This window comes from Paenibacillus amylolyticus (assembly GCF_051136285.1).
Taxonomy (GTDB): domain Bacteria; phylum Bacillota; class Bacilli; order Paenibacillales; family Paenibacillaceae; genus Paenibacillus; species Paenibacillus amylolyticus_F.
Genome location: NZ_CP194938.1, coordinates 1987415 through 2001959, shown reverse-complemented (window position 1 = coordinate 2001959; position 14545 = coordinate 1987415). Strand labels below are relative to the sequence as shown.

At 45.1% G+C, this 14545-nt stretch carries 17 protein-coding genes; 14 read left to right on the top strand and 3 right to left on the bottom strand.

Annotated elements, in window-relative coordinates:
• Positions 1-233: 233 nt before the first annotated feature.
• Entirely contained in the window at positions 234-1079 is an 846-nt protein-coding gene (locus ACR8BL_RS08750) for a hypothetical protein (protein ID WP_434752248.1), read from the top strand.
• A gap of 329 nt (positions 1080-1408) precedes the next feature.
• Complete coding sequence (locus ACR8BL_RS08745; RefSeq protein WP_434753057.1) at positions 1409-1789, top strand: VOC family protein; 381 nt, start codon at positions 1409-1411, stop codon at positions 1787-1789.
• A gap of 145 nt (positions 1790-1934) precedes the next feature.
• Here the strand turns inward: ACR8BL_RS08745 and ACR8BL_RS08740 are convergent, their stop codons facing one another.
• Entirely contained in the window at positions 1935-2918 is a 984-nt protein-coding gene (locus tag ACR8BL_RS08740) for a cation diffusion facilitator family transporter (RefSeq protein ID WP_434752247.1), read from the bottom strand.
• Between the two features lie 259 nt (positions 2919-3177).
• Here ACR8BL_RS08740 and ACR8BL_RS08735 point away from each other — a divergent pair, with 259 nt between their 5' ends.
• The 7 genes from ACR8BL_RS08735 to ACR8BL_RS08705 all read left to right on the top strand — a co-directional run bounded on the left by ACR8BL_RS08735 (position 3178) and on the right by ACR8BL_RS08705 (position 9161).
• Complete coding sequence (locus ACR8BL_RS08735; protein ID WP_434752246.1) at positions 3178-3855, top strand: response regulator transcription factor; 678 nt, start codon at positions 3178-3180, stop codon at positions 3853-3855.
• A complete protein-coding gene (locus tag ACR8BL_RS08730; RefSeq protein WP_434752245.1) occupies positions 3852-5234 on the top strand; it encodes a sensor histidine kinase in 1383 nt (460 codons plus the stop codon). The genes ACR8BL_RS08735 and ACR8BL_RS08730 overlap by 4 nt, the downstream gene beginning before the upstream one ends.
• 88 nt (positions 5235-5322) lie before the next feature.
• A complete protein-coding gene (locus ACR8BL_RS08725) occupies positions 5323-6537 on the top strand; it encodes an ABC transporter permease (protein ID WP_434752244.1) in 1215 nt (404 codons plus the stop codon).
• Positions 6534-7211: an ABC transporter ATP-binding protein gene (locus ACR8BL_RS08720; protein WP_434752243.1), complete on the top strand. Its 678-nt coding sequence runs from the start codon at positions 6534-6536 to the stop codon at positions 7209-7211. Before ACR8BL_RS08725 ends, ACR8BL_RS08720 begins: the two co-directional genes overlap by 4 nt.
• 149 nt (positions 7212-7360) lie before the next feature.
• Positions 7361-7900, top strand: coding sequence for an NUDIX domain-containing protein (locus ACR8BL_RS08715; RefSeq protein WP_434752242.1), 540 nt, complete (start codon positions 7361-7363; stop codon positions 7898-7900).
• 148 nt (positions 7901-8048) lie between these two features.
• Positions 8049-8555, top strand: coding sequence for a DUF4275 family protein (locus ACR8BL_RS08710; protein ID WP_434752241.1), 507 nt, complete (start codon positions 8049-8051; stop codon positions 8553-8555).
• A gap of 15 nt (positions 8556-8570) precedes the next feature.
• Positions 8571-9161 (top strand): DUF4304 domain-containing protein, encoded by a 591-nt coding sequence (locus tag ACR8BL_RS08705; protein WP_434752240.1) that lies wholly within the window; start codon positions 8571-8573, stop codon positions 9159-9161.
• Here ACR8BL_RS08705 and ACR8BL_RS08700 read toward each other — a convergent pair.
• Complete coding sequence (locus ACR8BL_RS08700) at positions 9062-9598, bottom strand: DUF2785 domain-containing protein (protein ID WP_434752239.1); 537 nt, start codon at positions 9596-9598, stop codon at positions 9062-9064. The two genes, ACR8BL_RS08705 and ACR8BL_RS08700, sit on opposite strands and share 100 nt — an antisense overlap.
• Before the next feature lie 84 nt (positions 9599-9682).
• Between ACR8BL_RS08700 and ACR8BL_RS08695 the strand changes: the two genes are divergently transcribed.
• A complete protein-coding gene (locus ACR8BL_RS08695; RefSeq protein WP_434752238.1) occupies positions 9683-10510 on the top strand; it encodes a hypothetical protein in 828 nt (275 codons plus the stop codon).
• Between the two features lie 167 nt (positions 10511-10677).
• Here ACR8BL_RS08695 and ACR8BL_RS08690 read toward each other — a convergent pair whose 3' ends face one another.
• Complete coding sequence (locus ACR8BL_RS08690) at positions 10678-11622, bottom strand: hypothetical protein (RefSeq protein WP_434752237.1); 945 nt, start codon at positions 11620-11622, stop codon at positions 10678-10680.
• Positions 11623-11914: 292 nt separating this feature from the next.
• On the opposite strand from ACR8BL_RS08690, the gene ACR8BL_RS08685 reads away from it, so the two are divergent.
• From ACR8BL_RS08685 to ACR8BL_RS08670, 4 genes are all read left to right on the top strand, one after another.
• On the top strand, positions 11915-12397 hold the full coding sequence (locus tag ACR8BL_RS08685; RefSeq protein WP_434756642.1) for a DUF2569 domain-containing protein: 483 nt from the start codon (positions 11915-11917) through the stop codon (positions 12395-12397).
• A gap of 31 nt (positions 12398-12428) precedes the next feature.
• Positions 12429-13046, top strand: a complete 618-nt coding sequence (locus ACR8BL_RS08680; RefSeq protein WP_434752235.1) for a histidine phosphatase family protein — start codon at positions 12429-12431, stop codon at positions 13044-13046.
• A 69-nt stretch (positions 13047-13115) separates the two neighbouring features.
• Complete coding sequence (locus tag ACR8BL_RS08675; RefSeq protein WP_434752234.1) at positions 13116-13772, top strand: pyridoxine/pyridoxamine 5'-phosphate oxidase; 657 nt, start codon at positions 13116-13118, stop codon at positions 13770-13772.
• A 507-nt stretch (positions 13773-14279) separates the two neighbouring features.
• Positions 14280-14501, top strand: coding sequence for a hypothetical protein (locus ACR8BL_RS08670; protein WP_434752233.1), 222 nt, complete (start codon positions 14280-14282; stop codon positions 14499-14501).
• Positions 14502-14545: the final 44 nt, after the last annotated feature.

Here is a 14545-nt window from a genome sequence, read left to right as displayed (position 1 = left end):
AATTCTAACGATCCCCACGAAGCTTATTTCATCAAAAACCTGAAAAATGTACTATATTGGAGCAAAACTAGCAAAATAGTGTCTCTGTGGATCGTTAGAAAATAAAAAGCAGCGAAACAGGCCATATAAGGCTTCTGGTAATCGTTAGCGTTTAAGTTGAGTAAGGACACAATGAACATCGCTCCATTCAACAACCTAAATTGTAAATGATGTATTACTGAGGAGGAAGTGTAATGGCGAGCACTTATAAGATTCCTGAGCTGTTGCAAGATATGATGAATTGGGAGCAGGAAATCAAGCATGAAGTACCTTATCTGGAGACACCAACGGGTTATTTTCTACAATTCGATCCTTATGATCATGGGGGTTATTTGAGTTCCCCTGCGGATGCGATCGTGTTTGCCAATACGGGCATGGATGGCATTCATTATTCATTTTTGACGGACTTTGGACATGCTCCTGATTTAAGCTTAGCACCTGTAATTCGTGTAGACCCCATGGCTTTTGGACATTATGCGAGGATTGTGGCCAGCAATATCCGGGAATTTTTCGCGCTTGGTTTTTCAGGTCATGAGGGCTTGCTTCTAAATGAATTTGAATCGAAACAAACATACCTGGACTATCTGAAAGAGGAAGAGGGGAACTCAAATAGTAGTGAATACTTTGATAGGAAACGTTGGGATCAACAAAAACATAAGGTTCGGGACTTGGCTATGCAGCGATTTGATCTTCAGCCCATTCCGGACGGTTACTCTTACATTCAGGAAGCCCGGCAGATCAGACGTGGTGAAGTCATTGTCGATACACTTGATGGCCTTGGTGTTGCCCTGGGAGAAGGTTTAGTAAGTGATCAGAAGAGAGCGGAGCCTCATCCGTGGCATGAGAAAGAGATCCCATACAATCAGGAGCAGCAGTTGAAGTCCTATATATCGAATGCAGATCCAATCGGTCTGTTTAGTTTGATCCGGGACAGTCAGGCTCAAGGTTTCGATGATCCAGATGTATACCGAGCCATGAAAGATCGGCTCATTTCATTCGGGCTGAGTATGGAAGCGCAAAAGCTGATGTACTACAGGTAAATTAAATTACGCCTGAAACCTAAGGAGGGAAAGAGAAATGCGAGAAATGCGGGAGACCCGAATTAGTCCTTATTTAAGCTACATTGGTTTTGGGTGTGGTTCTGACAATCATGTTGATATAACTTTCAAATGGGAATAGAACAAGGTTGGGATATGTAATTCTAAATTGGGATGAGATTGATATTTAGGCGGTGACAATTAGCTTGGATACATAACGATGTAGTTTGCCGAAACACCCTAGACTTACTGTTATTATATCTATAAAATGGAATTATAAAACGGAACTGAGTTTCATTAAGTGAAACTCAGTAGGGGGGTTGATGAATAGTATGAATTATAATTTCATCGGTATTGACCATGTGCAGTTGGCTGCTCCTGAAGGCTGTGAGAAGGAAGCTAGAGATTTTTTTAATCAAATTCTGGGCTGGACAGAAATTCCAAAGCCTGTATTGCTGCAGAAACGCGGCGGTGTGTGGTTTCAATGCGGCGATCATCAGGTTCATATCGGTGTGCAGCATGATTTTGTACCTGCTTCCAAAGCCCATCCGGCCTTTCATGTCCAGAATCTGGAGCAGCTGCGTGAACACTTACACATGCACGATATCCAAGTCATAGATGATGAGGCAAGAGCAGATGAGGGAGTAAGGCGCTTTTATCTGAATGATCCCTTTGGGAATCGGTTGGAGTTTCTGGAGTGGATCTCGGTTTAAACAGCCTGCATAGGCTGCAAATTCAAACCCAAAGCCAAACTATAAAACAAGCGTGAATAAATAAAAAACAGGGCGATCCCTTAACGGGAATTGTCCTGCTTTGCCTCATCAAATCGGCACAAGTGTCAGCCAGGCTGCACTAAAATCAATGATGGTGATGTGCGTGCGCGTCGGGTGCATCACCTTTTACGGTGCAAAGCACCGAGGTGTCATGAAGATGCTTTTCCGACTCGACCTGCAAGGTGACGTGTTTGATCTCTTTGTGCTCCAGCAGATGTTCGATCTTCTGTACAAGCACCTCGGATGCATATACATCCATCGTACCATCTACCACGATATGGGCGGTCAGTGCGTTCAGGTTGCTGGTGATTGACCAGACGTGCACATCGTGCACACCTTTGACACCATCGACCTGCTGGATGGTCTGCACCAGATCAGTAACATTCACGTTGGTCGGTGTGCCTTCCATCAGAATGTGTAGCGAGGACTTGGTGACATAAAATCCACTGCGTAATACCAGCACCGCGACAATGACACTTGCGAGTGGATCTGCCCAGCCCCAGCCGAAGAACATCATTAACAAGGCGGCGACAATCGCACCGATAGACCCCAGCATGTCACTGATCACGTGCAGATAAGCGCCGCGCATGTTCAGATTGCCCTCGGTATCGCTGCCACGCATCATAATCCAGGCGACCAGAATGTTCACGAGCAATCCGATTGTACTGATGATCAGCATACCCATGGTTGCGACTTCAGGCGGGTGGATAAAACGGCCAATGGCCTCGTAGAAAATATAAAGCGCAATGGCAATTAACGTAACTCCGTTAAGTGTGGCTGCCAGAATTTCAAAACGTCTGTAACCATAGGTTTTCCCCGTATTGACGGCTTTTGCTCCATATGTGAATGCCAGCAGAGCAATTCCGAGTGCAATAGAGTCCGAGAGCATGTGACCCGCATCGGAGATGAGTGCCAAACTATTGGTGATGAATCCCCCGAAGGCTTCCACGATCATATACAAGGTAATGATAATGAAGGAAAAGAGCAGTACTTTTTTGTTATTCGTACCGTGTGTGTGATTGTGCCCATGGTCGTGCCCTTGATTGTGACTATGTTGGTGTCCTGACATGATAAATCCTCTCCTTAGGAGCTTAGCTCCGTTATGTAAGTTGGATGGTAATGACTTGTGATGGTTATTTATATGAACATATGAGCAATTGCTCATATGTATGTGTTTATTATAATTCGACCTCATTCTAGTGTCAACCAGATTTGAACAAATATAAACATGCATCGACATAGATAGCTATACTGGAACTGTACTGGCTAATGACTTTGTTTTTGTGCTACCATCGGGGCAGGATCACTATAGAAGGGCGGACAACGAGATGAAACATCTGCTGCTGGCAGACGATGATGCTAATATTCGCGCGCTGCTGCGCCATGTCATGACGAAGGAGGGATACCGTGTACATGAAGCACAAGATGGTATGGAGGCGGTCAAAATCATACAGGAGACCTCCATCGATCTCGCGATCCTTGATGTCATGATGCCGGGCATGAACGGACTCGAACTCTGTGATTACATTCGTCAGCATTACGACATTCCTATTATGTTGCTGACGGCGCGGGATCAACTGGCGGACAAGAAAGAAGGATATTTGCGAGGCACGGATGAATACGTGACCAAGCCATTTGAACCCGAGGAACTGGTGTATCGGGTCAAAGCGTTATTTCGCCGATATCATCGGACCTCCAGCGATATGATTCGTATGAATCGAATTGTCATTGACCGCAACAATGTAGAGGTGAGTGACGGGCAATCGATTTTATTTTTACCGATGAAGGAATTCGAACTACTGTCTCAGCTTGCGCAGTTTCCGGGACGTTTGTTCTCGCGGGATGAGCTTATTCGGCTCGTGTGGGGTGTAGATTATGAAGGAGACGACCGAACGGTGGATGTACATATCAAGAGGCTGCGTGACCGATTCGCGGATTATGCAGATGATTTTGTGATTCAGACGGTGCGGGGCATTGGTTATAAGATCGAGGTGAAATCGCGTTGAGAACGTTGTACGTCCGTATATTTCTCATTACGGTAGCGGTGATTATAGTCAGCAGTGTGCTGGGTTTCTTTTTCTCCAACATCTATTATCACGCCAAACTCAAAGAGTTTAATGATGAGAAGCTGGTGGGCATCGCCATGGATATGAAAAAGTTTGCCGAAGAGCAGCCGGACACAGTGGAGAGGTATCTGAATAATGCGGCTTCACTTGGATACGAAATTTATGTCACAGATGGTGAGGGGCATGATCAATTTTACGGTCGTGAATTCCGTGAAAAGGATTTGGATCAACAGGCTATTCGCCTGGTGCTGGGCGGTGAAGTGTATCATGGTGTGGCCGAGTTTCCGAGCCAACCGTTTATTACCGGATTTTTTGACAATCAATTAAGTAATACGGTTGGTGTTCCGCTACAAGTGGGTGATACTCAATATGCCATGTTCATGCGTCCTGATATCATTTTGCAATTTGGGGAACTGCGGATTTTCTTTGCGCTCATTGGGACATTAACGGTTGGCATCAGTGTCCTGATCTTTCTGTTCAGCACGCGTTACCTGGTGAATCCGATTGAACGACTATCCGAAGCGACAAAACGAATTGCGCAAGGCAATTATAATCTGAAATTAAATACAGCAAGACGTGACGAAATCGGGCAACTCGCCCAGCATTTTATGACGATGAGTCGTGAATTGGAACGGGTGGATCAGGCACGGCAGCAGTTTGTGTCCAACGTATCCCATGAGATACAGTCACCGTTAACCTCGATTCAGGGGTTTGCCCAATTGGTGGCGGATCGGGAATTGCCGGAGCAGGAGCGTGAGCATTATGCATCGATTATTGAAGAGGAGAGTCGTCATCTCTCGCTGCTTAGTAAACAATTGCTGCTACTGTCTTCCCTTGAACAGGGAAATGAAGATATGCCCCCGACTCAAACGACCTTCTCGCTTAAAGGTCAATTCCGGCAGGCCGTTCAGGTGTTGCAATGGCAGCTCGAAGACAAAGAGTTGTCGCTTCGCATATCCGTACCTGAATCGATAGAGCTTAAGGGTAATGAAGTGCTGCTCATGCAGGTGTGGATGAATCTTCTGGGTAATGCGGTGCAGCATCTGCCAAAAGGCCGTAGCATTGAGATTCGGGCAGAGCAGACGGATAAAGCATGTATTGTTCATATTCAGGATACCGGAGACGGAATCGCAGCGGAGCATCTGCCGTTCCTGTTTGATCGTTTCTACCGTGTGGATCATGCACGTGAACGTTCTTCTGGTCGGACTGGCCTCGGCCTTGCGATTGTGCAGAAGATTGTCCGCATTCATCACGGCACGATTGAGGTGTCCAGTTCAGCCGAAGGCACGCTCTTTACGGTAACCCTTCCGCAGATGTAATGAGTTATTCATTTTCCGTTCATTTTCACCTCCTATACTTGGGTTATCAAGAGGGAGGTCAGAGCATATGTACTTGGCTTTACGGGAAATGAGATTTGCAAAAGGACGATACGCCTTGATTGCCACAATCATGGTGCTGGTTTCGTTTCTGGTGTTGTTTGTAACCGGACTTGCGCAGGGGCTGTCGTATGATAACGCGGCTTCGATTAAAAATATGGCAGCAACCCACTTTGTTCTCGAACAGGATTCGAATCATCGATTCACTCGTTCACAGGTGGGCCAGCAGGAGCTGGATAAGGCGCGTGCTGTCGTTGGACAGGACAATGCCGAGCCGCTTGGGGTCCGAATGACCACGGTGAGTCCGGCGGACGATACCAAGAAGATCGATGTCGCCCTATTCATGGTGAACCCCGGAAGCTGGCTGGCGCCAACCGTTACTGAAGGCAAAGCGATCAACGACCAGTCTGCGGGACAGGTTGTGGTGGATCAGAAGCTGGCGAAGTCTGGTGTGAAGATAGGCACAATTTTGGTGGATCAAGCCTCGGGAACGGAGTGGACAGTCAGTGGTTTTGTGCAAAATGAATCGTTCAGTCATGCGCCGGTGGTGTTTCTGAATGAGCAGGAATGGCTTGCATTGCAAGCTGGATCAAGGTCTGTACAGGTGTCATCAACAACAGGTGGAGTAGAAGCAAAATCGGGAGCGGGTACGATTGAAGCGAGCGCTGGCACGGACACTGGAAAGAGCGCTGAAGCTGTAACGGGTACTTCGACTCCATCTGGTTCACCGAGCAGACCAGTTTACAATGCCATCGCGGTCAAAGGTGCCGATGATCAGGCGAGCAAGCTGAGTGCAGCACTGTCAAATACGGAGATCATCACCAAATCGGATGCGGTATCTGCCATTCCTGGTTACAAGGAGGAGCAGGGCTCACTGCTGATGATGATTGCATTTCTGTATGTGATCTCGGCATTTGTGCTTGCGGTATTTTTCTACGTCATTACGATTCAGAAGACCAGTCAGTTTGGTATTTTAAAAGCCATCGGCACTCGAAACGCTTATCTGGCGGGCAGTGTCTCGCTGCAAGTGCTGCTGTTATCTGTGGGCAGTCTGGTGATTAGCGTGTTGCTCGTGCGGCTGTTTGAGTCCATTTTGCCTGCATCGATGCCTTTTCAATTAGGATTATCCACCCTTGCATTAACCTGTGTATTATTCATCCTGATGTCGATGGCGGGTTCGATGTTCTCGGTGTGGAAAGTGACCAAAATTGATGCGCTTGATGCGATTGGGAGGACGGCAGCATGAGAAACCGACTGGAATTACAAGGTATTACACAGACATTTGATGACGGCGGAAGCCAGCGCATTATTCTGGATCAGCTTGATCTGCAGGTTGCAGAAGGAGAACTTGTCGCTGTGATGGGCCCTTCGGGTTCAGGCAAAAGTACATTTCTGTCCATTGCAGGGGCACTGCTCGAACCCACGGATGGTGAGGTATTGCTGGACGGTGCTTCGATTATGGGCAAAAGTAAAACAGACATCTCGGATGTGCGGCTGCGGCAGCTCGGATTTATTTTTCAAAGTGCCAATCTGATTCCTTACCTGAAGGTGGAGGAGCAGCTATTCGTGGTTGCGAAGCTTGCAGGTATGGACAAAAGTAAAGCCGAGCGCCGTGCAGGTGAACTGCTGGAGACGGTGGGCCTGTCTCATCGGCGGAAAGCTTACACTGACAAGCTGTCCGGCGGGGAACGCCAGCGCGTTGCCATTGCGCGGGCGCTGATGAATGATCCGGCCGTGCTGCTGGCGGATGAACCAACGGCCAGCCTGGATGCGGAGCGCGGGCTGGATATTGTAGGCACGATTGCACGGCTCGTGAAGGAGCAGGGCAAGAGTGCAGTGATGGTTACGCATGATGAGCGGATTTTGCCGCTCTGTAGCCGGGTACTTTTTTTGGAAAAGGGAAAGCTCGTAGCGCGTTAGAGGAATGTAAATGTGAGGGTCACAACTCCTGCGGGGGAGGTGGCCTTCTTTTTGTGTTTTCGACTATAATTGGAAGGGAATGGAGTGTAGGTCATAGATATGAACGATTGCATAGCAGCTTGAATTACATAGGGGAGGAATGAATGCAGATGAACAGCATAAATGCAGAACAATTTCCGGCACTAAGCACATCGATCCATTGGGGAACTGTGGAGGCGGAGTTTAGGCTGGGCGAGCTTGTGGATGAATCTCTGGTGAGTAATGTGAGCATCATTCCGTTTGTTGGGAATCAGTGTGTCGTGTTTCAACTAGATAACGGTCTGTGGGAGCTGCCTGGAGGAACGTTGGAAGCAGGCGAGTCTTATCTGGATGGATTGAAACGTGAACTGATGGAAGAACTAGGTGCAGAGTTGCGTTCTTATCAGGTTTTTGGACAGTTTCATTGCACTTCCCGTGCCAAGGAGCCGTATCGACCTCACATTCCGCATCCACATTTCATCAGAGTTATTGGTTATGGCGATGTGGAATTGATATGTGACCCGCTCAATCCCGAAGATGGGGAACAGGTAGTGTTGGTTGAGTTGGTCAAGATTGATGAAGCGGTACGGCGTTTCCGGGAACAGAACCGGCATGATATTGCCGAGATGTACCAACTGGCCTATGTGTTGCGAAAAGCAGATAAAGGCTGATGTAGACGCAGAGTATTGTTACAGTTTAGTGGGATTACTTGTTAGATTCAAATGAGGTTGCTGTGTGATAGGTACATACGTATCTCATGCTCGATAAATGTTTTTATAAAGTATCTACAAACGTATCTACATAAAGGGAGGTTTCCCCATGGTTCGGGAAGAGATTAATCGGATGCTGGATGTGCTACCGGAAAGTGAACTCAACGTGGCGTACTCACGAATTGAAATGGTGTACCGCAAATATATGTATGAGAAAATGATCGCAGACAAAGGTGTGCAAGTGACTGAGTTCTGTGAGGAGTCTGAGGAAATGATTCAGCGTTGGGATGAGGTGTTTGCACACAACCTGGATGAACTTCTAAAAGAAACGATTTATTACAGCCAGTACAAATGGCATATGTTCAGTTACGAACAGCAGGAGTGTTTGGAAAGTGAAGCAGCGCGAGCAGCCTTCGATGCGGAGGAGAAAAATGATTTGTATGTGATGTATCAGAACACAGAATTTGTCCAGATCTACGAGAATGCCAGCGCTGTCGTCGCAGCCGATTTTGATGAGCAACAGGATATCTATATCTTTGACAAGGCGTTCACATGGACGTATGTACATACGCATGAATCGATGTGCGGCCCTTATTTTTATAAAATCGAGGCATAGAGGGAGGGAGTTCTGTTGCAGGAGCTGTTTAAAGAGATCATCAAGAACGAAGTAAAACCTCTATTTGCCCGTCACGGTTATGCCAAAAAAGCTCTGAATTTTCAAAGAGTCGAAGGCGGTCTTATTTACGGATTCAACATTCAGAAGTCCCAAGGCAATACAGCCAATCACGTTCGCTTCTATATTAACTGCATGATTCATTCCAAGGAGTTGGCGGAGTTGCAGTCTACGATATCAGGCGGTAAAACGATGGAGGAGCAATCTCATTTCACCTGCCGGATTGAAGAGATTGTCCCATCTGCTCCAGACCGCTACTCGTTGACACCTGACACCGACCTAGTCACCTTTTCAAAAGAACTTCTCTCCCATCTGGAAGAAGCTGTGGAATATATGCGGAACATAACCAGCCCTAGAGATATTGTGGAATACTATATGAAAAGAACAGCACTGCATTTGAGTGAAGAAACCTTTCATTTCCTGCTACAGAATGGTGATACGACGACTGCTCAGAAATATCTACAACTACTGCACGCTAAATATGGAGTCGAAAATCGCTGGGCGATCTTTGAGAAAAAGTCCAAATCCTCCAAAGCATCAGCAGCATGAGCTATAGCGTGTGCCCAACCCTTGGTTTCATCATATCCGCGATAATCCCTTTCTTCTCGTACATTGTGAAAGACAGCGTCTTTGATCTGATGAATGCGCCCACTTGACAGGAAAGGCGATTCTGCGTGTCTGATGAAAAGAAGAGGGATAACCAGCATGGAAAAAGAACGTGTGAATACGGAATCAGCTTGGGCTTCCCCCAGTTGATAAAGCAAATGCTTATGATCTAAAACGGTGGTTAAAATATGTTCTAATTCGTATGTAGTTAGAGTACTGCCAGGAATCCAGTGAGATAAGGTTGTATAGATCAACTCATCACGCAGTTGTGCGTCCAACGTACCAATGTTATGTAACATTTCTTGTACCAACTCGAATGCGTCTGCAGGTGCTTGATATTCGTTTTCTTGTATCAACAGCAGCTTTTCTTTTAAATCCATTAAACACACTCCTGAAAATTAAATTTCATTCTAGTACACTTGTTTATCAAAGGTATTATACAATCCCTGCGGGGGAAAGCCCATATGTCAATGGATAAAGAAGGATGTGCAACATTGAAACTATTTCTAAAATCGAACCCCATGAGACTGGAGATCGGCTATGAATTAGGCTACGGGCCGAACGCCGAAATAGCTGAACTCATCTTAGCCTTCAAGGAAGACGATGAAGAGATATTATTTCATTTTATAGAGTATGGCGAAACAAAAGAGCCGTATAAAGCAATGATTTCGAAAATGAATGTAGAATATTTCCATGCGGGTTTATTATGGGGCCCCGATTACGAAACGACAGCAAGAGTAGCCGATGTATTAAAGCGTAAATCCTACAATAAAGAAGCGAATCTAACCAATGAACAATGGATAGAAGAGTTTCGCAAGCAGGAACTGAACGACATGGATGCTGGATTAATACATGAAATTGAGGAGTTGTTATATGAATATGTTCACGACTTTCATGAATTGAAAGAGTATCCAGAAGCTGTACAGAACTTCATCTATCCACGAGTGAAATTTCAAAATAAGTTGTGGCTGAAGCATGTCGATATACCTCAGCATTTGAAGAATGTAATATGGTATGCATTACAGACAAAAGAAGAGATCATTAATGCTCTAGAATTAACGGATTTCTGGTTTAGTTGTGCTATCGTTAGTAAAGGCACTGCGCCCGAGCAGTTCAATAGTTATCTGTCCTATACCGAAGAACATGGTTTTGAACCGGAAGATCCAGATGGCATGGTGCTATATATCCAGATTAGGAATAAAGAAAGGTTTTTGGAGAAAACTCTCCCCAAATTAAAACGGTTCATGGATATAGAGGTTACAGAGGAGGAAAGTCCAAATGACAACCAATAAAGGAACACGACGAACATGTGAGAAGGGGCATGCTTTTGTTAAAAAGAGTGATTGTTCGACTTGCCCCAAGTGTGAGGCGGAACGGAAACCAAAAGAGGGATTGTCTTTTAAAGCATGATCTTAAGCTTTTTTCTAATCGTTTTCCTCATTCCTCAGCTCATTGGAAGCTACTCTATAACAGATAACAGCTCTTCCATCGTTACTTGATACAGCAAGTTCCCCTCACTCAGCAGCAGGTGATCCTGGCGGAAATCCTGTCGTGCCTGTTGGAAGGGGCGTTTTTTTTCGTTCAACAATGTGAACTTCGTTCCCTTGGAAAGGCTACCAGGCTTCTGCATTTTCTTGAAAATAAATGTTCCATGCTTCCCGTACCCGGCATCAAATAGGAAATGATATCCATCTGTACAGAAACCGGAGGAACCTGATATATTCGGATTCAGGAAGGTTACTTGGGTAGACTTCAATTCGACCCCACCCGTGATACAGCCGAGTTTAAAGTCAGTATAATAGTAGAACCAGATTTCCTTTTCGTTCACCACATTGAGTGCGTAACAGTCGGCAATGTCTGCGCTGTTATTTTTATAGAGGACATTCCCGTATTCGTCCCAGGCTAGCAAGCCACTCTCTCCAACGGGCTGATCCCAGCCATAGTTGCCAAAAATACCTTCATCGAAGTAACTGGTCCAGATCGTTCCACGCTCTGTCACCTGTACACTCTGAATCCCGTCTCCTAGCAAAAATTCACGAATCGTTGTGCCTTCCCTATCACACACTTTGGCATTCAGATCAAATTGATCCTTCCCGTAATAGGTGCAGCGCGCTCCCACCAGCAGTAAATGTTCTTGCAGAGGCTGTACGTAATGATAGTGATATTGTTGTCCCCAGATGACAACTTCCTCCACATGTTGATCCGATACGATCAGCACTTTGTACGTATAACTTTCGTTGAGTTTGGTTTGCACAAACATGCCTTGTTTTCGTTCAGGTACTTTGTTGATGAGTAGTATATATGCAAGGCCGTCGTGTCCCCACTGTACGGAGACGATATCGAAACCTTCGGTGTAACTGGAGATGTCGGTAAAAGGCAGTAACGTTAATTTTGGATCAGGCATGGCTTAAATCCTCCTTCATTATTATAGCAAGCGTAAAGCAGCATCTTCGACTGCTGTTGATATGTTGAATTATGACATGTACAGACTGGACGGAACATGGTGAAAGTATAACGATTCCGAAAAAGGGAGGATGGGAAAAATTGGGTATGCCTCTTTTCTCTCCTGTAGTACAATAAGGGAGATGTGTAAATTTTTATAAGAAATCTATAATGGCTTATGAACAGCATGAGAAAAGGAAAAGGAAGTGTTAGAAGTGCAACAAGAACCTCTGCAAGAATCATTTCAAGAATCAATGAGAGAACACCGCCCACTTGGTGTGTCTGGGCTCGGAGGATGGCTGATCCTTATCCAGATTGGGTTGTGGTTCACAGTAATTATGCTCCTGGTACAGATCAATCAGTCTATTTTACCTATCTTAAACGCAGAGACATGGGAGATTCTAACTGCGAAGGATTCAGGTTATTATCACCCGCTTTGGGCTCCGGTAATTATTTTTGAAGCTGTGTTTAACATATTGTTTCTGGTATTTACGGTGTACGTCATGCTTGCTTTCTATCGAAAAAAAGCAAGGCTTCCACGTCTGATGATTATTTTTTACAGTCTTAGCCTCACCGTTGGAGTTGTGGATTATTTGCTGCTCTATCAGATTCCGATGGCAAGAGAACTCGAAGATGGAAGCTCAATTCGGGACATTGCACGTTCTGTCATTGCTTGTGCGATTTGGATTCCGTATTTTAGGAAATCTGAACGGGTGCAGAATACGTTTGTTCGTTAAATGATGAGACAGCGAAAGGTGACGGTACACAATGAAGATTTTTCTGGTTCGGCATGGTGCAGATGAAGAAGGTTATCGGGGCGGTTGGAGCCAAAGGGGACTTACCGAAGCCGGTGTTATTCAGTCGAGAGCACTAGGAACGTATCTGCATGAGCATGCAGAGCAGTATGATATTCAAACGATGATAAGCAGTGATCTACCCCGTGCGGTGCAGACAAGCAGAGCGATTGAAGAGTCATTAGGTATTCAAGGCATCTATACATCCGACTGGCGTGAGATGAACAATGGTGAATTGGCGGGTATGCTCCATGCGGAAGCAGATGAAAAGTATCCTGGAGTTTATTTTAATACGCTCCAGATGGGTACTGCTTTTCCGGGCGGAGAAAGTCCGATTCATTTTTATACTAGAATAAGAAACACGTTCGAAAATCTATGTACGCAAATTGAGGCGAAGCAGATAAAATCCAATGTTCTTCTCGTTACCCACGGAGGTGTGATTAATATTCTGTATTATGTGCTGGCGAGTAGAGAGTGGAGCAATACGTCAAGCTTCTATCCCATCGACAACACGAGCATTCATACGGTTGAGAAAACGAAGAATGGCTGGAGTATAGTAGACACCAATAGAATTCTGCATTTGAGACCGTAAAGCAGATAAGCTTCTGCATGTTGCTATCGGTGTCTCGATACAAAACTCAAGAAGGAAGGAGGCAGGCAGATGAGCGGTAAACCAGAAGACCTGTTGCATCATTTAAAATCTTTATCTGGACCATTCCCAATTTGGAATATGGAACAACTACCGGATCAGCCGGGAGAGTTATTTCTGGATTGGTTAAGACTGGCTATCGAAAATAATGTAAAAGAGCCCCATGCTATGACGCTCTCTACCGTAGATCAACATGGTTATCCAGATGCGAGGGTGTTAATTTTAAAAAACATGATTCAGGATACCTTCTATTTTGCATCCAGCTTGGACAGTCGAAAAGGCCAGCAGCTGAAGGATAATCCACGGGTGGCACTTACCTTGTACTGGCCTTCTTTAGGAAGACAGATTCGAATCAGGGGGATTGCTCAAGATGAGGGAGATGCAGCAGGGGCAATGGACTTCCGGAAACGCAAACCTGGAGCCAAAGCAGTAGCCATGACGGAGCGCCAAAGTCAGCTATTGGATAGTGAGGAAGAGTTGAATGTTTCCATTGAAGTTCAGAAGAAACGACTTCAGGAGAACCCTGATTTCGCTGCACCTCATTGGCGGTTATATGCTGTACATGCACAGGAAGTAGAGTTTTGGCAGGGGGATACCGAGCGGAAACATATACGTGTTCAATATAAGTGGCAGGAAGGACATTGGCAAAAGAATAGGCTGTGGCCTTGATATTAAAGGCTCAGAGGAGCATCGTTATCAAAACTATCATTCAGTTTGGATTTGAAAAAAAGTGTACTATAGCGCATTCAAGCCAAATGGATGAATTGCAGAAAGGTGGGAAGATTTTGAATAAACGAATGTTATGCTTTGTTTCATTTATATTTTTATTAATACTCTCAGGTAATGATTAAAAGCTGCCTCAACTCAAAGCGCTGTATCTGATCATTTTACTGAGGATGAGTTCCAATTACAGTCTAAATCAAAGGGGATCTCTATTAAACTTGGATCTACACGTGATGAGGTTGAGAAGCAGTTGGGTTATGCAACTAACTATTACGCGCATTCTGAGTTCTATGATTATACTGATATGACAATCCACTATAAGGAAGGTATTGTGGACGCCATAATGATTAGTAGAGATAGTTGGTCTGACTGGTTTAATACTTATAAGACACCTAGTGGAATAGGTTTAGGTAGTAAAGTACATAAGGTTATTGAGCAATATGGCAGGGGGGCATGATGGATCCATCAGGTGAAGGACGGGTGGGAAGTATTACCTATCTCATGCATAAAAATAAACATGGAGAATATCATGTCAAATCTTCATTTAATTATGAAGAAACGAGAAAAATTTATAAAGATATTAACACGATAGCTATGAATTTTGATGATAGAGGGTACGTTCGTTTTATAATGCTGGCAACGTTTGAATATGCCTATGATCCTGATTTTGAATAAATAATCGAGGGAGCACGGAGCAAGTTTCACCAGTGAGATTACTT

Excerpts from the sequence above, each read along its gene's own strand:
- ACR8BL_RS08750 (WP_434752248.1), top strand. The coding sequence starts at position 234 with ATGGCGAGCACTTATAAGATTCCTGAGCTGTTGCAAGATATGATGAAT.
- ACR8BL_RS08745 (WP_434753057.1), top strand. The coding sequence starts at position 1,409 with ATGAATTATAATTTCATCGGTATTGACCATGTGCAGTTGGCTGCTCCT.
- ACR8BL_RS08740 (WP_434752247.1), bottom strand. The coding sequence starts at position 2,918 with ATGTCAGGACACCAACATAGTCACAATCAAGGGCACGACCATGGGCAC.
- ACR8BL_RS08735 (WP_434752246.1), top strand. The coding sequence starts at position 3,178 with ATGAAACATCTGCTGCTGGCAGACGATGATGCTAATATTCGCGCGCTG.
- ACR8BL_RS08725 (WP_434752244.1), top strand. The coding sequence starts at position 5,323 with ATGAGATTTGCAAAAGGACGATACGCCTTGATTGCCACAATCATGGTG.
- ACR8BL_RS08720 (WP_434752243.1), top strand. The coding sequence starts at position 6,534 with ATGAGAAACCGACTGGAATTACAAGGTATTACACAGACATTTGATGAC.
- ACR8BL_RS08715 (WP_434752242.1), top strand. The coding sequence starts at position 7,361 with ATGAACAGCATAAATGCAGAACAATTTCCGGCACTAAGCACATCGATC.
- ACR8BL_RS08710 (WP_434752241.1), top strand. The coding sequence starts at position 8,049 with ATGGTTCGGGAAGAGATTAATCGGATGCTGGATGTGCTACCGGAAAGT.
- ACR8BL_RS08700 (WP_434752239.1), bottom strand. The coding sequence starts at position 9,598 with ATGGATTTAAAAGAAAAGCTGCTGTTGATACAAGAAAACGAATATCAA.
- ACR8BL_RS08695 (WP_434752238.1), top strand. The coding sequence starts at position 9,683 with ATGTCAATGGATAAAGAAGGATGTGCAACATTGAAACTATTTCTAAAA.
- ACR8BL_RS08690 (WP_434752237.1), bottom strand. The coding sequence starts at position 11,622 with ATGCCTGATCCAAAATTAACGTTACTGCCTTTTACCGACATCTCCAGT.
- ACR8BL_RS08685 (WP_434756642.1), top strand. The coding sequence starts at position 11,915 with ATGAGAGAACACCGCCCACTTGGTGTGTCTGGGCTCGGAGGATGGCTG.
- ACR8BL_RS08680 (WP_434752235.1), top strand. The coding sequence starts at position 12,429 with ATGAAGATTTTTCTGGTTCGGCATGGTGCAGATGAAGAAGGTTATCGG.
- ACR8BL_RS08675 (WP_434752234.1), top strand. The coding sequence starts at position 13,116 with ATGAGCGGTAAACCAGAAGACCTGTTGCATCATTTAAAATCTTTATCT.
- ACR8BL_RS08670 (WP_434752233.1), top strand. The coding sequence starts at position 14,280 with ATGATGGATCCATCAGGTGAAGGACGGGTGGGAAGTATTACCTATCTC.